The sequence below is a fragment of the Pseudoalteromonas sp. 68 DY56-GL68 genome (genome assembly GCF_041414825.1).
GTDB lineage: Bacteria > Pseudomonadota > Gammaproteobacteria > Enterobacterales > Alteromonadaceae > Pseudoalteromonas.
The window spans coordinates 1-19,208 of the sequence record NZ_JAOCZL010000001.1 but is presented as its reverse complement, the minus strand read 5'-3'; the positions used below and the strand labels follow the sequence as shown (position 1 = coordinate 19,208).

The 19,208-nt window shown below is 41.3% G+C and carries 23 protein-coding genes; 16 read left to right on the top strand and 7 right to left on the bottom strand.

Annotation, left to right across the window (positions count from 1 at the left end):
* Positions 1-51: 51 nt before the first annotated feature.
* From pepQ to NYF15_RS00080, 8 genes are all read left to right on the top strand, one after another.
* Complete coding sequence (gene pepQ, locus NYF15_RS00115; RefSeq protein WP_371352371.1) at positions 52-1,374, top strand: Xaa-Pro dipeptidase; 1,323 nt, start codon at positions 52-54, stop codon at positions 1,372-1,374.
* A 56-nt stretch (positions 1,375-1,430) separates the two neighbouring features.
* The gene (locus tag NYF15_RS00110) at positions 1,431-2,054 is read left to right on the top strand and encodes a YigZ family protein (RefSeq protein WP_130149238.1); all 624 of its coding nucleotides are present in this window, start codon (positions 1,431-1,433) and stop codon (positions 2,052-2,054) included.
* 89 nt (positions 2,055-2,143) lie between these two features.
* A complete protein-coding gene (locus NYF15_RS00105; protein WP_130149237.1) occupies positions 2,144-3,595 on the top strand; it encodes a TrkH family potassium uptake protein in 1,452 nt (483 codons plus the stop codon).
* Positions 3,596-3,626: 31 nt separating this feature from the next.
* A complete protein-coding gene (locus tag NYF15_RS00100; RefSeq protein ID WP_371352370.1) occupies positions 3,627-4,280 on the top strand; it encodes a flagellar brake domain-containing protein in 654 nt (217 codons plus the stop codon).
* 480 nt (positions 4,281-4,760) lie between these two features.
* On the top strand, positions 4,761-4,973 hold the full coding sequence (locus tag NYF15_RS00095; protein ID WP_371352369.1) for a calmodulin: 213 nt from the start codon (positions 4,761-4,763) through the stop codon (positions 4,971-4,973).
* A 67-nt stretch (positions 4,974-5,040) separates the two neighbouring features.
* Positions 5,041-5,253 carry an EF-hand domain-containing protein gene (locus tag NYF15_RS00090; protein ID WP_062568443.1) on the top strand — a complete coding sequence of 71 codons (213 nt, stop codon included), beginning with the start codon at positions 5,041-5,043 and terminating at the stop codon, positions 5,251-5,253.
* Positions 5,254-5,401: 148 nt separating this feature from the next.
* Complete coding sequence (locus NYF15_RS00085) at positions 5,402-5,617, top strand: EF-hand domain-containing protein (RefSeq protein WP_062568442.1); 216 nt, start codon at positions 5,402-5,404, stop codon at positions 5,615-5,617.
* Positions 5,618-5,698: 81 nt separating this feature from the next.
* On the top strand, positions 5,699-5,917 hold the full coding sequence (locus NYF15_RS00080) for an EF-hand domain-containing protein (RefSeq protein WP_062568441.1): 219 nt from the start codon (positions 5,699-5,701) through the stop codon (positions 5,915-5,917).
* A gap of 72 nt (positions 5,918-5,989) precedes the next feature.
* Here the strand turns inward: NYF15_RS00080 and trkA are convergent, their stop codons facing one another.
* Genes trkA through def form a run of 4 tightly spaced genes read right to left on the bottom strand, consistent with a single transcriptional unit; the run spans position 5,990 to position 10,141 of the window.
* On the bottom strand, positions 5,990-7,366 hold the full coding sequence (gene trkA, locus NYF15_RS00075) for a Trk system potassium transporter TrkA (RefSeq protein ID WP_054563775.1): 1,377 nt from the start codon (positions 7,364-7,366) through the stop codon (positions 5,990-5,992).
* 12 nt (positions 7,367-7,378) lie between these two features.
* A complete protein-coding gene (gene rsmB / locus NYF15_RS00070) occupies positions 7,379-8,665 on the bottom strand; it encodes a 16S rRNA (cytosine(967)-C(5))-methyltransferase RsmB (RefSeq protein ID WP_371352368.1) in 1,287 nt (428 codons plus the stop codon).
* Positions 8,658-9,611 carry a methionyl-tRNA formyltransferase gene (fmt, locus tag NYF15_RS00065; RefSeq protein ID WP_371352367.1) on the bottom strand — a complete coding sequence of 318 codons (954 nt, stop codon included), beginning with the start codon at positions 9,609-9,611 and terminating at the stop codon, positions 8,658-8,660. Before fmt ends, rsmB begins: the two co-directional genes overlap by 8 nt.
* 20 nt (positions 9,612-9,631) lie before the next feature.
* Positions 9,632-10,141 (bottom strand): peptide deformylase, encoded by a 510-nt coding sequence (gene def / locus NYF15_RS00060; protein WP_062568438.1) that lies wholly within the window; start codon positions 10,139-10,141, stop codon positions 9,632-9,634.
* A gap of 118 nt (positions 10,142-10,259) precedes the next feature.
* Between def and NYF15_RS00055 the strand changes: the two genes are divergently transcribed.
* The 6 genes from NYF15_RS00055 (at position 10,260) to hemF (ending at position 15,167) form a co-directional block, all read left to right on the top strand.
* On the top strand, positions 10,260-11,378 hold the full coding sequence (locus NYF15_RS00055) for a LysM peptidoglycan-binding domain-containing protein (protein ID WP_371352366.1): 1,119 nt from the start codon (positions 10,260-10,262) through the stop codon (positions 11,376-11,378).
* Between the two features lie 30 nt (positions 11,379-11,408).
* The gene (gene dprA / locus NYF15_RS00050; protein ID WP_371352365.1) at positions 11,409-12,506 is read left to right on the top strand and encodes a DNA-processing protein DprA; all 1,098 of its coding nucleotides are present in this window, start codon (positions 11,409-11,411) and stop codon (positions 12,504-12,506) included.
* The gene (locus NYF15_RS00045; protein WP_062568435.1) at positions 12,499-12,972 is read left to right on the top strand and encodes a DUF494 family protein; all 474 of its coding nucleotides are present in this window, start codon (positions 12,499-12,501) and stop codon (positions 12,970-12,972) included. The genes dprA and NYF15_RS00045 overlap by 8 nt, the downstream gene beginning before the upstream one ends.
* Before the next feature lie 71 nt (positions 12,973-13,043).
* Positions 13,044-13,613, top strand: coding sequence for a type I DNA topoisomerase (locus NYF15_RS00040; protein WP_130149231.1), 570 nt, complete (start codon positions 13,044-13,046; stop codon positions 13,611-13,613).
* A 34-nt stretch (positions 13,614-13,647) separates the two neighbouring features.
* Positions 13,648-14,214 carry an L-threonylcarbamoyladenylate synthase gene (locus NYF15_RS00035; RefSeq protein WP_237120492.1) on the top strand — a complete coding sequence of 189 codons (567 nt, stop codon included), beginning with the start codon at positions 13,648-13,650 and terminating at the stop codon, positions 14,212-14,214.
* A gap of 2 nt (positions 14,215-14,216) precedes the next feature.
* The gene (gene hemF / locus NYF15_RS00030; protein WP_371352364.1) at positions 14,217-15,167 is read left to right on the top strand and encodes an oxygen-dependent coproporphyrinogen oxidase; all 951 of its coding nucleotides are present in this window, start codon (positions 14,217-14,219) and stop codon (positions 15,165-15,167) included.
* A gap of 56 nt (positions 15,168-15,223) precedes the next feature.
* On the opposite strand, the gene NYF15_RS00025 is transcribed toward hemF, so the two are convergent.
* The gene (locus NYF15_RS00025; RefSeq protein ID WP_130149229.1) at positions 15,224-16,819 is read right to left on the bottom strand and encodes a methyl-accepting chemotaxis protein; all 1,596 of its coding nucleotides are present in this window, start codon (positions 16,817-16,819) and stop codon (positions 15,224-15,226) included.
* 76 nt (positions 16,820-16,895) lie between these two features.
* Positions 16,896-17,327: a group II truncated hemoglobin gene (locus tag NYF15_RS00020; protein WP_062568430.1), complete on the bottom strand. Its 432-nt coding sequence runs from the start codon at positions 17,325-17,327 to the stop codon at positions 16,896-16,898.
* A gap of 41 nt (positions 17,328-17,368) precedes the next feature.
* Between NYF15_RS00020 and aroE the strand changes: the two genes are divergently transcribed.
* A complete protein-coding gene (gene aroE, locus NYF15_RS00015; RefSeq protein WP_371352363.1) occupies positions 17,369-18,193 on the top strand; it encodes a shikimate dehydrogenase in 825 nt (274 codons plus the stop codon).
* Positions 18,190-18,444: a DUF1488 domain-containing protein gene (locus NYF15_RS00010; RefSeq protein ID WP_130149227.1), complete on the top strand. Its 255-nt coding sequence runs from the start codon at positions 18,190-18,192 to the stop codon at positions 18,442-18,444. The genes aroE and NYF15_RS00010 overlap by 4 nt, the downstream gene beginning before the upstream one ends.
* On the opposite strand, the gene NYF15_RS00005 is transcribed toward NYF15_RS00010, so the two are convergent.
* Positions 18,441-18,974, bottom strand: coding sequence for a gamma carbonic anhydrase family protein (locus tag NYF15_RS00005; protein ID WP_371352362.1), 534 nt, complete (start codon positions 18,972-18,974; stop codon positions 18,441-18,443). The genes NYF15_RS00010 and NYF15_RS00005 overlap by 4 nt on opposite strands.
* Positions 18,975-19,208 lie beyond the last annotated feature (234 nt).

The window sequence follows — 19,208 nt, the reverse complement described above, 5'->3', positions numbered from 1 at the left end:
GTCGACTATGATAGACTGCGACTAAGTCGAATTTACTTATATGGGTTTACTATGGATAAATTAGCGGTGTTATATGCCGAACATATTGCAACCTTGCAACAGCGCACGCGTACAATTACAGAGCGTGAAGGTTTAGAAGGCCTTGTTATTCACTCTGGTCAGGCAAAGCGCCAGTTTTTAGATGATATGTACTACCCGTTTAAGGTTAACCCGCAATTCAAAGCTTGGTTACCTGTAATTGATAACCCTCATTGTTGGATAGTTGTAGACGGTGCATCTAAACCAAAGCTGATATTTTATCGCCCAGTTGATTTTTGGCATAAAGTACCTGATGAGCCTCGTGATTTTTGGGCTGAGTATTTTGATATTGAATTATTAGTACAGCCAGATCAGGTAGAAAAACTGCTTCCTTACGATAAGGCAAAATTTGCCTATATCGGTGAATATTTAGACGTAGCGCAAGCGCTGGGCTTTAGCATTATGAACCCAGAGCCAGTTATGAACTACTTGCACTTTCATCGTGCCTATAAAACACAATACGAGCTTGAGTGTTTACGTCAAGCTAACCGTATTGCCGTCGATGGTCATAAAGCGGCACGTGATGCTTTCTTAGCAGGTGGCTCTGAATTTGATATTCAACAGGCTTATTTACTGGCGACGCGTCAAAGTGAAAATGAAATGCCATACGGTAATATTGTTGCGCTTAATGAAAACTGTGCAATCTTACACTACACGCACTTTGAGCCTAAAGCGCCAGAGACACATCGCTCATTCCTAATTGACGCTGGTGCAAATTTTAACGGCTACGCAGCTGATATCACGCGTACTTATGATTTTAATCAGTCGGGTGAGTTTAGTGACTTAATTAAGGTCATGACGGAGCATCAAATTGCCTTAGGTAAAGCATTAAAACCTGGTATGTTATATGGCGAATTGCATTTGGACTGTCATCAGCGTGTAGCACAGGTGTTGAGCGACTTTAACATTGTGAAGCTACCGGCGGCTGAAATTGTTGAGCGCGGTATTACGTCAACCTTCTTCCCGCATGGTCTTGGCCATCACCTCGGCTTACAAGTGCATGATATGGGTGGTTTTATGGCTGATGATAAAGGTGCACATCAAGCACCACCTGAAGGACACCCGTTCTTACGTTGCACTCGCTTAATCGAAAAGAACCAAGTCTTTACTATTGAACCGGGTTTATATTTTATTGAATCGTTACTGGGTGACCTTGCGCAAACCGATAATAAACAGTTTATTAACTGGGAAAAAGTTGAAGCGCTTAAACCATTCGGCGGTATCCGTATTGAAGATAATATTATCGTTCATGATGATCGCTTAGAAAACATGACCCGTGATCTGCATCTAGACTAATAAAAACGAGATTAACAAGAGGGGCCAAATGGCCCCATTTTTTTGGATAGAAGAATATGTCTGAATATCAATATCCGGCAGAGCCTGTTTTTTACCAAGAAGAAATAAAAAAAAGTACATTTATTGTGCATATTGCCCATACTCCTAACTTAGAGTCAGCAAAAGCATTCATCAAAGAGATTCAAAATAAATACAGTGATGCGCGTCACAACTGTTGGGCACATGTTGCAGGAAATCCAGGTGGTAGCCATGTATATGGCTTTTCAGATGATGGAGAACCTAATGGCACCGCAGGAAAACCAATGCTTAATGTGCTGACGGGGTCTGGAATTGGTGAGATCACCGCTGTTGTAACGCGTTATTTTGGCGGTATTAAGCTGGGTACCGGTGGACTCGTGCGTGCTTATGGTGGGAGTTTAAACAATGCCATGCGTGAGCTTAAAACAATCACCAAAGTACCGAGCGTTGAGTTAGTCGGCTACAGTGATTACAGTGCTCAGGGAGCCATAGAGCAGTTGTTGAAAAGCCAATATCAAGTATTAAATATAGAAAAACAGTTTGCTGAAAATATTGCTTGGAAAATCCAAATAGATAGTCGCCAAGTAGAGCTGGCAATCAAAGAGATACATGAGTTAACACATGGTGCCGTTGAGTTCGCCGTTAAAAAAGATACGCCATGAAATAAACATACAGCGTTTACTTACAGTTAAGCCTGTAAGACAATAAACTCTAATAGCTAAATCAGATATTTAAAAAGCGATACGCACAGATGCAATTTCGTACCATAATAAAAATCCTAGGCCAGCTGGTGGCTTTATTTAGTATCACCATGGTGCCGCCAGCACTGGTATCTTTAATCTATAAAGATGGTGGTGGTGTGCCGTTCGTTCTTGCGTTTATTTTTAGTGTTGTTATTGGTTTAGCAGCGTATTACCCAAACCGCCATGAGCATGGCGACTTAAAAGCGCGCGAAGGCTTTTTAATTGTGGTGTTGTTCTGGTTGGTACTTGGCAGCTTTGCGGCTGTGCCATTAGTTTTTTTACAAGAGCCAAGTTTGTCGTTAGCTGACTCTGTGTTTGAGGCATTTTCAGGCCTTACAACAACAGGGGCAACCGTTTTAACCGGGATTGAGTACCTACCAAAATCAGTGCTTTTTTATCGCCAACAACTACAGTGGCTTGGTGGTATGGGGATCATCGTACTTGCCGTTGCTGTGTTACCCATGCTTGGGGTCGGTGGTATGCAGCTGTACCGTGCCGAAACTCCAGGCCCAGTTAAAGATTCGAAAATGACGCCCCGTATTGCCGATACCGCCAAACACCTTTGGTACATTTATGTGTCACTTACTATCGCGTGTACGCTTGCCTATTGGGGAGCGGGAATGGACTGGTTTGATGCTATTTGTCATGCTTTCTCAACGATTGCGATTGGCGGTTTCTCTACTTATGATGCGTCTATGGGGCAGTTTGATAGTCCACTGATTAACTTTATATGTGTGGTGTTTTTACTTATTGCCGCAATAAACTTCTCGCTGCACTATGCGGCGGTATCCTCGCGCAGTATTCGTGTTTATTTACGTGACCCTGAATTTAAAGTGTTCTTACTTATTCAGCTCGCTCTAGTGATTGTCTGTTTTACTGTACTGTCATCTAATAACATTTATGCAGACGGTGACGAAACATTAGATCAAGCTATGTTCCAGGCCGTGTCAATGAGTACTACCGCAGGTTTCGCTACCGATAACTTTTCTGCATGGCCATTGTTTTTGCCTATTTTATTAATATTCTCAAGCTTTATTGGTGGTTGTGCAGGGTCTACCGGTGGCGGAATGAAAGTTGTGCGTGTGTTCTTACTTTACTTACAAGGTATTCGTGAGCTTAATCGTCTTGTACATCCGCGCGCAATTTATTCAATTAAACTAGGTCGCAAAGCACTTCCAGATAAAGTGGTAGAAGCTGTCTGGGGATTCTTCTCAGCTTATGCTTTAGTGTTTGTGATTATCATGTTGGCACTAATGGGCACAGGTATGGATAACATTAGTGCGTTTTCAGCAACCGCAGCGTGTCTAAATAATTTAGGTCCTGGCTTGGGTGAAGTTGCCGCCCATTATGGGGCGATATCCGATACTGCTAAGTGGTTATTGACCATCGCAATGGTATTTGGTCGTCTTGAAATTTTTACCTTGCTGGTATTGTTCACTCCTACTTTCTGGCGTGGTTAGTGAGCCGTTTATATTTTAAAGGACTTAATGAATGGCAAAGACACAGCTACAGCGTAATTTAGATAAGCTAGCTTATATACCTGCAGGTAGTATTGTTGATGTTGAGATAATCACTCCGATAGATAGTAAGCGAGTTAAAACGGAGTTTATAGGTTTACTCAACGAACAACATATTATTCTTAATTACCCCTCAGCAAGGCGATTAATTAATAGTGGCGAGTTGATCAAAGAAGGTGTGATGGTCATTGTGCGCGCAGTGCTCGAAAGTGGCGGTGGGCAGGTGATTGCATTTCGCCAACAAATTAAGGCCGTCGCTTCGCACCCCTATCGTTTAATCTTTTTAGACTTTCCGAAACACGTTCAGTTATTCAGTCTTCGCAGTGAAACCCGTATTCCAACACTCTTCAGTGCTTGTTTAAACACCGATGAGCAGAAATACCAAGGACTCATTAAAGATATCTCTCTTACAGGCGTACAGTTTGATATTAAAAGTGATGTCGATCTCAGCTTTTTAAAAGAACAAAGCTGTAACCTTGTACTAAATAAGCATGAATTTTCTGGAAAGGTGTGCAGTGTTCGTAAAAATGCGTCTAGCTACCAACTAGGACTTCAGTTAAATACGGGTGAAGAACAAATGAAGTCATTCATGAAAGAGCACTTGATAGACTTTTCAGTACTTGATTGAAGCCATTCACTTTCCCTGATCCGCCGTTTTGCAACAAAGCGGTTGTTTTTTATACTTTTATTGAAAATAAAGTAAAAAAATTTTCGTAAATTATTAAAAATTCAAATAAATCAGCTAGTTAAATTTAAAAAATATTTTTATTTATTTTTATTATTTTCACCGTTCATACAAGGTTTAGACTCACGTTCGAACATTTTTAGTGTTTAGGTAGCTAATTGCACTCAATGTCTCTGTTTTATATTTTTTAACTTCATGATTAATAAAGAAATAATTTTTTAAGCTTTATGTGTGTTGCTAAAAAGCAACAGAAAATTAGCTCATTTTCCTCGTAAAATCACCGAATTCTCTTTAACTAAATGAAAAATAAGGAATTTTAAACTTTGGCATCGAAGTTGAAATAGTCTTAGCGAACACAGAGAAAAGTGATTAGAAGTTTCACACCTCTAACACAGTTAAGACAACATTGAAGGAATAGTGATTATGAAAACAGTAAACAAAACATTTGCACTTTTAGCTCTAGTATCTTCTTCAGCAGCATTTGCAGCGACAGATTTCGAAACACTTGATGTTAACGACGATGGTGTAATTAGCCAAAGTGAAGCGTCAGTTGATGCAACTTTAATGAGTCAGTTTAAAGAATTAGACACAGATGGCAACGGCGAACTTTCTGAAGAAGAATTCGCAAAAGCATAATTTTACAGTAGGGAAACTCTGAAAAGGATTTTCTATACAAGACAACACACTTTGAAGGAATAACATTATGAATACAGTAAATAAAACATTAGCACTAGTCGCACTTGTATCTTCATCTGCAGCATTTGCAATGAGCGATTTTGACACATTAGATGTGGATGGAAACGGTGCCATCAGCCAAAGCGAAGCATCAGTTGATGCAGAGTTAATGAGTATTTTCACAGAACTTGATACAGACGGTAACGGTGAGTTATCAAAAGAAGAGTTCTCTAAAGCTTAATGATGTATTTAGTAAACCCATTAATTTAGCTGATTAGTTCTGAGTTGCCAAAGACAACCTAAATGGATAAGGGAATCCATGATAAAGGATAGCAAGGAGAGTGTGATCAGCTAACACTTTTTTGAGTAGATATTGAAGGATTATGATTATGAAAACAGTTAACAAAGCACTAGCACTTATCGCATTAGCCTCTTCGTCAGCAGCATTTGCAGGCACAGATTTCGATACATTAGATGTAGACGGAGATGGTGTTATCAGTCAAAGCGAAGCATCTGTCGATGCTAACATCATGGCGCAATTTAAAACCCTTGATGTAGATGGCGATGGCGTACTCACTGAAGCCGAATTTTCAGAAGCAGAGTAAAACAAACTCGCAATTAACCAGTTTCCATTGAACAGGGATCTCAGAAACGGATTTCACTCTTAAAAAATGAAGGTAATTATTATGAAACAGATCAATACAACACTTGCAATTTTAGCACTAGCAACTTCATCAGCGGCATTTGCACAAGGTGTAAGCTTCTCAACGTTTGACACTAACAGTGATGGTGTTATCAGTAAAGAAGAAGCATCAGCAAATGTGCAACTAGAGAAGCTATTCCCAGAGTTAGATACTGATGGCAATGGTGAGCTTTCTAAAGAAGAATTTGCACAGATTCAATAGTTAAGTTTTTTCACTTCAAGAGTCGTAAAGCAGCTAAATCATTAAGATTTGCTGCTTTTTTTATGCCAAACACTAAAGGAATATAGCGCTTACTTGGAATAGCTTTTCAACAACCGTAATATGTTTCTTATCGATTAAGAACATAATCACATGATCTCCCGATTGAATCACTGTATCGTCATGGGCAATCAGTACATCATCGTTACGCACAATCGCGCCAATGGTTGTTCCTGCGGGTAGTTTGATATCAGCAATTGCTCGGCCAACAACTTTAGAAGTATGCTCATCACCGTGAGCGACAGCCTCAATGGCTTCCGCAGCGCCTTTACGTAACGAATAAACATTAACGATGTCACCACGGCGAACATGTGTTAACAGCGCCGATATAGTGGCTTGCTGAGGTGAAATAGCAATATCAATTTCACCACCTTGTACTAAGTCAACATAAGCACCACGCTGAATAAGCACCATGGTTTTTTGTGCGCCCATGCGCTTTGCCAGCATCGCAGACATAATGTTTGCTTCATCGTCGTTAGTCACTGCGATGAATACATCCACTTGCTCAATATGTTCTTCAGAGAGCAGTTCTTGATCGGAGGCATCGCCACAAAATACGACGGTGTTATCAAGCATTTCAGATAGCTGGGCTGCGCGCTCTTTATTGCGCTCAAGCAGCTTAACGCTGTGGTTTTTCTCAAGTGAACGCGCAAGGCCCGCACCGATATTACCACCACCGGCAATCATGATTTTTTTGTATGAACGTTCGAGTTTTTGAAGTTCATTCATGACTGCTCGAATATGCTTTGTTGCAGCGATAAAAAACACTTCATCATCCGCTTCGATAACGGTTGTGCCAAGCGGTTTAATCGCTTTACCTTGACGGTAAATAGCCGCTACACGGGTTTCGACATTCGGGATGTGTTCTTTCAAGGCTGAAAGCGCATAACCCACCAGCAAACCACCGTAATAGGCTTTCACCGCAACCAGCGATAGCATGCCATCGGCAAATTGTAATACCTGTAAAGCACCCGGGTAGTCGATTAAGCGACGAATATACTTAGTAACGAGTGCTTCTGGAGCAATGTAGTGGTCAACAGGTAAGTCATCGTTATGGAATAACTTTTCACGGTACTTTAAGTATTGCTCTGAGCGAATACGGGCAATTTTGGTTGGCGTGTTAAAAATACTATAAGCAACTTGGCAAGCAACCATGTTCACTTCATCAGAACTGGTTACGGCAATAATCATATCGGCGTCTTCTGCACCTGCGCGACGCAATACATCGGGATGCGCACTGTGGCCAGTAACACCTTGTAAGTCGTACTTATCTTGTAGCTCTCGCAAACGGTTACCGTCGATATCAACAACGGTGATCTCATTTTGCTCACCTACGAGGTTTTCTGCCAATGTGCCACCAACTTGTCCGGCACCGAGTATGATTATTTTCATAGCGTGTTCTTATTAGTGTTTTTTAACTAGCTTTGCATAATAGAAACCGTCACTTTCACCAGGCAGTAATTGTAGGCCAGGTAAAGTCGGGGTGTCGTTTTCATGCAGAGGTATGTGTTCAGCACTTGGATTATTGGCAAGGAACTTAGCAACTTGTTGTTGGTTCTCTTGCGGTAATACAGAGCAGGTCGCATAAACTAACGTACCACCTGGCTTAAGTAGAGGCCAGATACTATTTAGGATATCGCCTTGTAAATTAGCCAGATCTTCAATATCAGATGCACGACGTAACCATTTAATATCAGGGTGACGACGGATCACGCCAGTAGCTGAACAAGGCACATCAAGCAAGATACGGTCGAATTGCTGCTCATCCCACCAGATGTGAGGTTGTGAAGCATCGGCACATTGTAGATCAGCAGCTAAACCAATACGCACTAAGTTTTGTTTAACACGTTCTAGGCGTTCGCTGTCGCTATCAAGTGCTAATACATCAGCATCGGCAAGCTCTAGGATATGGCACGTTTTACCACCTGGCGCTGCACACGCATCTAAAATGACATCATCATTTTGTGGATCTAAAAAGCGTGCTGCTAATTGTGCCGCGGCATCTTGAACTGAGCAGGCACCGGTATCAAATTCTGGTAATGCGTATACATCACATGGTTTTGCTAGTTTAATACCATCAGGAAAATCAGCATTAAGGGTATGCTCAATATCATTTGCTTTAAGCATTTCGCTGTATTCTTGGGTGCTGTATTGCGATTGGTTTACACGTAACCACATAGGTGCTTGTAGCTGATTAGCTTCAAGGATTTCTTGCCAGTTGTCAGGGTAGGCAGCGGTTACTTGTTTGATGAACCAACCAGGGTGGTTAAATCTGCAAACCGGAATTTGCTTCGCTTTCTCTTCAAGTTCAGCTTGTTCACGTTGGAAACTGCGTAAAATAGCGTTAATCAGGCCTTTTAAACCCAGTGCACGCATTTGCTGAAGTGCGTTTACTGTTTCGCTGATTGCTGCATGAGGCGGTACACGCATATGTTGAAGTTGGTAAATACCTACATACAACAAGAACTGGAAAATACGGCGCTTACCTTTTAGCGGTTGATCTAAAAGTTGTTGGCAATAATTCTCTAAACTAGGTAAATAGCGCAGCACACCGTAGCAAATTTGTTGCAGTAGGGCTTTATCTTTCGGTGATAAACCTTGGCTTGCAAAAGGCAACTCTTGATTTAGCGATGCGCCTTTATCGACCACGTTGTAGAGGGTTTCAGCAGCCAGTGCTCTTACATTACTCATTGCTTTGACCTAATACTGAGCCAGGCGCTACCCAATCACTGCGACCATTTAAAAAGTCAGTTACAGCCATTGGTTTTTTACCTTGTGGTTGAAGAAGGGTGATTTTAAGTGCATCTTGTCCACAGCCAACGGTAATACCTTGCTTATCAGCAGCAATGATTTTACCTGCTTGTGCAGTTTGCGATACAACTTCAGCTTGCCAAATTTTTACCGTTTGTCCTGCCATTTCAGTAAAGCAAACAGGCCATGGATTAAAGGCACGGATATTACGCTCAATTTGCGCAGCATCCATTGACCAATCAATATTAGCTTCGTCTTTTGATAGCTTCTTGGCGTAATTTGCTAGTGCGTCATCTTGCTTTTCTGGGGTGATTTCACCTGCAGCGAGACGATTTATAGTACTGATCAGAGCATCAGGTCCAAGTGCAGCCAGTTTATCGTATAAAGAACTACTGGTTTCTGTGTTATCAATAGGGCAGCGGCTGATGTGTAGCATATCGCCTGTATCTAATCCCTCGTCCATTTGCATTATTGTTACACCGGTTTCACTGTCGCCAGCCCAAATAGCGCGTTGAATTGGTGCAGCACCACGCCAGCGTGGTAAAATAGAACCATGCACGTTTAAGCAGCCTAAGCGCGGTGCATCTAAAATTGCTTTTGGTAGCAGTAAGCCGTATGCCACTACAATCATAATATCGGCGTTCAGGCTTGTAAGCTCTGCAAGTGCTTTATCTGATTTTAGTGATTGCGGTTGAAATACAGGTAAATCATGAGCAAGTGCGAGTTCTTTTACTTCACTGGCTTTAAGCTTTTTGCCACGGCCAGCAGGGCGATCTGGTTGGCTATAAACACCAACAATATCATGCTCTGAGTCTATTAAGGCTTGTAAGTGGCGCGCGGCGAAATCCGGCGTACCAGCAAAAATAATACGTAATGGTTGTGTCACAGGTATTCCTATTGATTAATTTATGATTTAGCTGCCAGCTTCGCTTCTTTCTCAAGCTTCTTACGGATACGTTGGCGCTTTAGAGGCGATAAATAATCAATAAATAGAGTGCCTTTTAGGTGATCAAGCTCATGCTGAATACAAATCGCTAATAGCTCGTCAGCGTCTAGGCTGAATTCCTCACCATTTTCATTCAGTGCTTTAACAGTCACTGTTTCTGCACGGTCAACTTTCGCATAAGAATAAGGCACAGATAAACAACCTTCTTCACTCACCGTTGAGCCATCTTTTTTGGTGATTTCTGGGTTGATTAATACTAGCGGTTGGTCGCGCTCTTCTGAGACATCGATGACCACAATTCGCTGGTGGATATCTACTTGCGTTGCTGCTAAGCCGATACCGTTCTCGTCATACATAGTTTCAAGCATGTCTTTGACGATTTGACGAACATCATCGTTTACTTCTGGTACTTCTTTCGCGATTGTACGTAAACGCTCATCCGGAAATCTTAAAACATCTAACCTAGCCATAGTTACCTTTTACACTTGTGATTCATTTAGGGTATTGTATGCTTTTATTTTAGCCATTCGTGTTCACCTTTAACAGGTTTTGGTTGATAATAATCTAAAAACAACACTAGGAAGCCAAATGAAATATCCGTTAGTTGCGGCTTTATTAGCCATTAGCTGTGCATTTTCAGCAGCAGCTGATGTGTTAACAATAAAAAAAGATGCTCCAAAACAATATGTTGTAAAAAAAGGGGACACGCTTTGGGATATATCAGGTATATATCTTAATCATCCATGGCAATGGCCAGAGCTATGGCAAATGAACCCTCAAATAGCCAACCCTCATTTAATATACCCAGGTGATGCACTTACTTTAATTTACGATAAAGATGGAAAACCGCGTTTAGTTAAAAATAGCCGGTATAAAAAACTCTCTCCAGAAGGGCGTATTACACCTAAAGGTAAACAGGCTGTACCCACATTACCCCTTGAACTACTGCGCCCATATTTGACCTACGAGCAAGCAGTTGATCGTCAGGTTATGGCAGATAAGCCATATATTTTAGGTGCTAGTGTGAATACAAAAATGAATACCATGGGTCATATTCTTTATGTGAAAGGTAATTTAAATTTAAATGAAGCATATGGCGTTTATCGTAAAGGAAATGAGTTAGTAGACCCTAATACAAATGAAGTGTTAGCCAATAAAGCTGAATTAGTTGCAATTGTACGTGCCTTTAGAAGTGGTGATGTTGAACATGGTGTACCAGCGTCCGTTAAGATTGAGATGGTAAAACAAGAAATTAAACCGAATGATTTCTTAATGCCTGCAATGGATGGACAAATGTTACCAGCCTATTTCAATATGAAACGTCCAGAAGGTGAGCTGAACGGTACAATTATCGCGTCAGCAAGTGAGCTGCGAGAATTTAGCACCATGGATATTGTTGTTTTAAATTTAGGTGCAGAACAGGTCAAGCCTGGTTTTGTACTTGATATTAAACGTCAATCTCCAGAGGTATTTGATGGTCGAAGTGGCCCTCGTTATCGTGAAGACTCAACGAGTCTTGAGAAGCTAATCACAGATACCAATGAGTACTTTGGTGTGGAAGCAGACAAAGATAGCAAGGTATGGCACATGCCTAAAGAGAAAGTAGGCGAACTCATGGTGTTTAAGGTATACGATAACGTGAGCTATGCATTGATTGTGAAAAATCAGCATCCTATTCGAGTTGGTGACTATGCTGTCATAAACTAACCCACACTCAGGATGCTCTAAGGAGGGAGCATGGAACAGGTTTCAGGCAAGCTATCTCATTGGCTTGCCTTTTATTTATGTAAAGGGCTGGGAATTAAAAGCCTTATAGCATTGGCCCAAAACCACATCTTAAGTGAGCTTTTTTCGCTTACAAGTACACAGCTGCAGAATTTAGGTTTAACAAAAAACCAAGCTGATAATCTCGCTAATACCGATTGGCAAAAAGTCGCTTACTACGAAGAACTTATTCATGCTTACCAAATAACCACCATTTGTTACTTTGATGATCACTATCCCACACAGTTAAAGGAAATTGCCAGTGCACCTTTATTACTATTTTGTGTGGGGAATATTGAACTTTTAACTTCACCACAAGTTGCGATTGTTGGCAGCCGACATGCAACTCCTACGGGGCTCGAGATCGCCGCTGAATTTGCACACCAATTAAGTTGTGCAGGCATTACAGTCACTTCTGGTATGGCACTTGGCATTGATGGTGCGGCACATAAAGGGGCTCTGGCTGGTTCTGGAAAAACCATTGCTGTGCTTGGTACAGGGTTAGATATTACTTACCCTAAACGTCATAAACTACTGACAAAGCAGGTAGCAGAACGCGGATTGCTTATATCGGAGTTCTTGCCTGGTACAGCTGCTAATGCAGCAAACTTTCCTCGTAGAAATAGAATAATATCAGGTCTTTCACTTGGTGTTCTAATTGTCGAAGCACAAATAAAAAGCGGCTCTTTAGTCACTGTACGTTATGCACTTGAGCAAAATAAGGATGTTTTTGCAGTGCCCGGCTCAATTAAAAATCCGCTTTCAGAAGCTAGCCATTTTTTGATAAAGCAAGGTGCTAAATTAGTCGAAAATATAAGTGATATTCTTGATGAAGTGAGCTTTTTTTGTGAAAACAGTCTATATATAACAGAAGAGCCCATCATCGAAGAACACGACTGTCCCGTGTTTCAAAGTATCGGGTTCGAGGTAACAAGTGTCGATGTTATTACTCAACGCACTCAGTTACCTGTTGATGAAGTACAAGCTCGGTTACTTGACCTAGAGCTCGCAGATAAAGTAGAGCGAGTGCTAGATGGCTATATAAGACTTGGAGGACATAAACATGTTTGACATCCTCATGTATCTTTTTGAAAACTATATCCATAGTGAAGCTGAAATTTTTACTGAAGAGAACGAGCTTACTGATGAGTTGGTTCGAGCTGGGTTTAATAAACCTGAAATTTATAAAGCACTTGACTGGCTTGAGCAATTGGCTGACTTGCAGCAAAGTGACGTGTATCCGTACCTAAACGCGCAGCCACAACATGCTATGCGTATTTATACCGACAGTGAATGCCAAATGCTGTGCACTGAGTGCCGCGGCTTTTTAATGTTTATTGAGCAAATAGGCGTCATAAATAGCATTACGCGTGAAATGGTAATAGATAGATTATGCGCACTTGATAAACCGTTTATTTTACTTGAAGACTTAAAATGGGTGGTGTTAATGGTGCTGTTTAATGTGCCAGGATCTGAGCAAGCATATGCACAAATGGAAGATTTGATCTTTGACGAGCCTGCTGATGTGCTTCATTAGTTCGACTTTGCTTGTATCTTTGTTGAGTTTGGGTATATTAGGCGAAAATTAGCCAGCCTAACAGGAACCTTATGAGTAAAATCGATCATTCTCTTTTTTCTGCAGATAAACACGCATTAGAGAAAGAATATGAGGTTTGCCCTAAATGTGGTTCTGAATTGGTCATGCGAAATTCAAAGTCAGGGCCTTTTTTAGGCTGTGCAAGCTACCCTAAGTGTGATTTTATTCGTCCTTTGGCTCATCATGATAGTCAACAAATTAAAGTACTCGAAGACAGTGCTTGTCCTGAGTGTAGCAAGCCATTGGTAATTAAAAATGGCCGCTATGGCATGTTCATTGGTTGCACAGGCTATCCTGATTGCCATTATATTGCGCATGATGAAGAGCCCGGTGATTCAGAGGCGCTTCCTAGCTGCCCAAAATGCAAAAAAGGCCAGTTGGTTTCCCGTAGCAATAAATTTGGTAAAACATTCTATTCATGCGACTGTTATCCTCGTTGCAAATATACCCTTAATAACAAACCTGTGTCTAAGACATGTCCCGCTTGTGATTGGCCTATAATGACAGAGAAGAAAACTGCATCGGGCGTTGTGTTACAATGCCCACAAAAAGCCTGTATGCATAAGCTTGCAGAGTCTTAACATATTCGTTCCCTATTATAGTTAGGAGATATTCTTGTCCGATCCTGTTGCTCAACCAGCCAATCCTATTGAAGCCTTAAACCAAGGCGGTGTGATTGTTTATCCAACTGAAGCTGTATTTGGTCTTGGTTGTGACCCTGATAACCAAGCAGCTGTAGAAAAGCTTTTAGCAATTAAACAGCGTCCAATTGAAAAAGGCTTAATTTTAATTGCTGATAATTATGGTCAGTTATTAAAGTATGTTGATGATGCTAAAATCCCAATGGATAAGCGGGCAGATATCTTCTCGCAGTGGCCAGGGGCGATTACGTGGGTAATGCCAGCCGCAAAGCAGACACCAAAATGGTTAACAGGTCAGTTTGATACTATTGCTGTGCGTGTAACGAACCATCCAACAGTAAAAAAACTGTGCCAGCAATTTGGTAAACCACTGGTTTCAACAAGTGCAAATTTAACCGGCCAACCAACAGTAATGAGCATCACGCAAGCAAAAAGCGAATTTGTTGATAGCGTCGATTTTTATGTTGATGAGCCACTAGGTGGGAACACGAACCCCAGTGTAATTAAAGATGCAATGACCGGAAAAGTATTCAGAGGATAAACATGCAAAGCGAGTTACTCGAACAAGTAAAAACCTATTTAATGGCTTTACAAGACACAATTTGTGCAGGCCTTGAAAATGCTGACGGCAACGCAAAGTTTGTTGAAGATAATTGGCAACGAGCAGAAGGCGGCGGTGGCCGTACTCGTGTTATCCAAGGTGGTAATATCATTGAGCAGGGCGGGGTAAATTACTCGCATGTGTTTGGCGCTTCAATGCCAGCCTCTGCAACTGCGCATCGTCCAGAGCTCGCTGGTCGTAGTTTTCATGCTTGCGGTGTGTCATTGGTGATCCATCCTAATAATCCACACATTCCAACTAGCCACGCTAACGTGCGTTTCTTTATTGCTGAAAAAGAAGGCGAGGAACCAATTTGGTGGTTCGGAGGTGGTTTTGATTTAACACCTTTTTATCCTGTGTTCGACGATGTACAGCACTGGCATCAAGTAGCAAGTGACTTATGTCAGCCATTTGGTGAAGACGTGTATGATAAGTATAAAACATGGTGTGATGAGTATTTTTATTTAAAGCACCGCGGCGAAACACGTGGGGTAGGTGGTTTATTCTTTGATGATTTAAATGAGCTCGGTTTTGCGCAGAGTTTTGCTTTTATGCAAGCTGTTGGAAATGGCTTTTTAGATGCTTACTTACCTATAATTGAGCGTCGTAAAAATACGCCAATTACAGAGCAGCAACGAGATTTTCAGCTTTACCGTCGTGGCCGCTACGTTGAATTTAACCTAGTATGGGATCGTGGTACTTTATTTGGTCTACAAACTGGGGGACGGACAGAATCGATTTTAATGTCTATGCCACCACTCGCTCGTTGGGAGTATAGTTATACCCCTGTTGAAGATAGTCCTGAAGCCAAGCTTTATCAATATTACTTAAGACCACAAGAATGGCTAAATACAAAGGAATCTGAGTTAGTTGCGCGTGAATGGCAGCTTTAAAGTGCTTAGGTTGTCACTTTATATAAAGGTGACAACCTGCACGTTCAGTATTTTACCTAGTTAAATTTAAAGCGTCTAACTTGCTCATCTAAAGAGCGTGCTAATGATAAGAGCTCTTCACTGACTTTTTGATTTTCATGAGCATCAACCAACGAATGCTCTGCGTTATCACTTATAGCGACCACACTCCTGTTTATTTCTTCTGCGGCAAGGTTTTGCTGCTCGGTGGCATCGGCTATTTGTACATTGAGTTGATTTATTTCACTCATTTGCAAAGAAATATCACGCAAGGCTTTAGCAACTTGCTTAACTTGTACAGCACGTTCATCAGCTTCTTCACATGAATTATTCATAGTGCTAACCGTTTGTGCCGCTTCGCTCTGTAGCTTATCTATTGTTCGGCGAATTTCATCAGTGGAGTCATGAGTTCTATTCGCGAGCGTTCTAACTTCATCTGCCACGACAGCAAAACCACGGCCGGCTTCACCTGCTCGTGCTGCTTCAATAGCAGCATTAAGCGCAAGTAAGTTAGTTTGCTCAGCAATACTACTGATAACTTCTAATACTTTACCGACTTCTAAAGTTTGCGCCTGAAGTTCAGAGACTTGATCTGCGGCTGCACGGACATCTGTCGCCAGTTGGTTAATGCTATGCTCGGTATGCTCGGCAACTTGCAAGCTTTGCTGCGCAAGTTGATTACTGTGTTCTGATTTTTCAGATGCAAAATGCGTTGTATTTTTTACTTCACTTGATGAGCTTTCAAGTTCATTTATTGCCGCTGCAACAGAGTCAGTGCCTTGCTTTTGTTGTATTATGGCTTGCTCGGTGGCATCTGCTGAAGTGTATATACTCTCCGCTGAATGGATTAGTACTTTTGATGAGTGCGATACCTGGGCAATATTATCTTTAAACGCACCAATCATTTGATTAAAGCTGGTGGCGAGTGAGCTAAGTTCATCGTTATTATCATCATCAATTTTAAGGCTTAAATCTTTGTTGGTGGTTGCCAAGTGCATCGTATGGCTAATCATCTTCAAGCGCTTAATAAATACTTTTCTAAACATGACTGCTAATAAAGAGAACGCAGTTATGAATATAGTAGCGAGTAGGAAAGTGTTCATTAACGTATTTTGTGATACTTCGTGTTCAATGTCGGCTAATGAATAACTGATTTTAACTACCCCAAGCACATCGCCTTCTTGCGCTTGATGGCATCCTAAACAGTTCGTTCCTTTATAGTCACTGCTAGCAAACATAGGTTTAAGATAGGTCATCGTACTGTTGCTGTTATCTATATATAATGCTTCTGTACCCGCCAGTGCTGCATGTTCTGTATCGGTTGTGGCAACTTGATTGGCATTGCCTGGTCCATAAATTTTATTAACGATGGAGCTGCGAATAATATGTGCATCTTTGATATTTGGATGGCTTCTAAGCTTGTTGCTAAGAATTTCACGGTTTGCCATGGTGCCTGTGAGCATCATGGTATTAATAGAATCAAAGTAATTATCAGCAAGTAATTTTATGTTACTTTCAACGGTATCTTGCGCTAATTCGTGTTGTTGCTGGGCGCTGCTAAATATGCTGGCAAATAATACTAATACGCCTGTCAGTGCTAACAAGGCATAAATTTTAAATTGGATAGACTTCATTCAACGACGCTTTTTCTAAACTAAGGAAAGAGTATTATCTTTATTTAGAAAAAGCATACATTGATATAACTCAAGCTTAATGTTGATTGATCATATGGCTTGCGAGTTGCGATAACGATTGTCTTAATCCTTCGCGAAGTAGTGGGTTATCAATTTCGATATCGAGCGTTTTATTCATACAATGCATCCATTGGTCACGTAGGTCTTGATCAATAGGGAAAGGCATGTGACGCTTTCTTAGCATTGGGTGACCATATTTTTCAACGAATAGGTCAGGGCCGCCCAGCCAGCCAGATAAAAACTCAAAGAATACTTGGCGAATTCTATCTAAAGGCTGAGGATGCATATCATATAATGGTTTGGCGTATTCATCTGTGGCCATTATGTCGTAAAATCGATTTGCAATTGCTCGAGCGCCTGCTTCACCGCCAATAATTTCGTAAGGTGTTTTTTCTGGAGTAGGTGTTTCAGGCGTTGGTTTCGATTTGGAAAAAAGTCGTTTAATCATAATATTAATAAAGCTCTACAGGGCGAAGAGGTTGCTTCACTATGGACAAATACGCGGTTTTTGGAAATCCAATCAAACATTCGAAATCACCCGCAATACACGCACAATTTGCTGCATCATTAAACGAGCAAATACAATACAGCGCCATTTTAGCACCAACAGATGCATTTGAAAAAACTGTCGCTGAGTTTTTCGCTGCGGGTGGTAAAGGGGCTAATGTCACTTTGCCATTTAAAGAGCAAGCGTTTGCCATGGTCGATGAACTTACAGAGCAAGCGAAAATAGCCGGAGCAGTAAACACTATTAAACAACTCGAAGATGGTAGCCTACTGGGTGATAACACGGATGGTGTAGGGCTTGTTAAAGATCTTTTAGCCAATAATGTCACCTTAAAAGGGCTGCGAGTACTTCTTATCGGAGCAGGTGGTGCGGCACGAGGCGTCATTCAGCCATTATTGAATGAGCAAATCGAAAGCTTAACAATAGCCAACCGTACCGCCGAAAAAGCAAAGGCGCTAGCGAGTCATTTTAATGGTGAAATTGATGTGCAGGGCTTTGCTTTGAATGATATCCCAGAAAACAACTATGATGTGGTGATTAATTCAACCTCAAGTAGCGTTACTGGAGACCTGCCTGGTATAGCAGAAGAGTATGTTGCTAAGTGTCAGTGCGCTTACGATATGTTTTACGCCAATGACGATACTGCATTTATCAGTTGGGTTAAGTCGATTAACCCGACATGTTTAACACTTGATGGCTGTGGCATGTTGGTTGGCCAAGCGGCACAAGCTTATTTTGTATGGCGCAATAAAATGCCAGAAATCATTCCCGTTGTTAGCGCGCTTAAAGCAGGAGAAATTGCGTGAATCAAGCTATCCAATTTATAGAGCGACTCGAGTTTAAGCCTGAAGAAAAACAGTTGGTATTCTTCGCACAAGTAAGTGGCTTGATGGTGGAGTGTGTTATTGATACCAGCAAGTATGATTTTGCTGATCAAAGCAGTGCGGTTAATTACTTTGAATCTTATCGTTTCGATTATGAAGAGCTCGCCGAGCAACTGATCGAAGATGAGCAGTATAACTCGGCAGGACAAATCGAATTAACCGAGGTGTTTTAGCCCTCTGCTAAGTATTCATCTTTAAGCTGAACATAATTATCTGCAGATATTTTTAAAAAGGCGCGCTCTTGCTCTGTTAAAGGGCGAGCCTGCTTAACAGGGCTACCTACATAGAGATAGCCTGACTCTAAACGCTTGTTAGGTGGTACCAGCGAACCACCACCAATGATCACATCATCTTCAACAGTAGCATTGTCCATCACAATTGCACCCATCCCAACAAGTATACGATTACCAAGTTGGCAGCCGTGTAGCATAACTTTATGACCAACAGTGACATCATCACCAATAAGAAGAGGGTAGCCATCGGGGTTTGACTTAGAGGCACGTGTTAAATGTAAAACACTGCCATCTTGAATGTTCGTACGTTCACCGATACGTATATAGTTAACATCACCTCGCGCAGCAACAAGAGGCCATACACTTGAATCTTTACCAAGCGTAATATCACCGACTAAAACCGATGACTCATCAATATAAACACTATTATCGTATGTCGGAGTGATCCCTTTATAAGAACGGATAGTCATAAATTCACCTTTTAATTTTAAAATGCGCTCAGTCTAGTGTAACAGCGAAGCAAATAAATACACCAAAACAGGCCTAAATTGACTGCAAAACACCCAGTTTTAGGGTGTTTAGTTCAAAAGCTGAGCGAACAGCAGTTTTTTTTAAATTTTATTGAAAAAAGTGCTTGCGTAAAAAATCCATCTCCCTATAATGCGACCCCACTGACACGGCGGGCAGCAACGAAAGACGCTGAA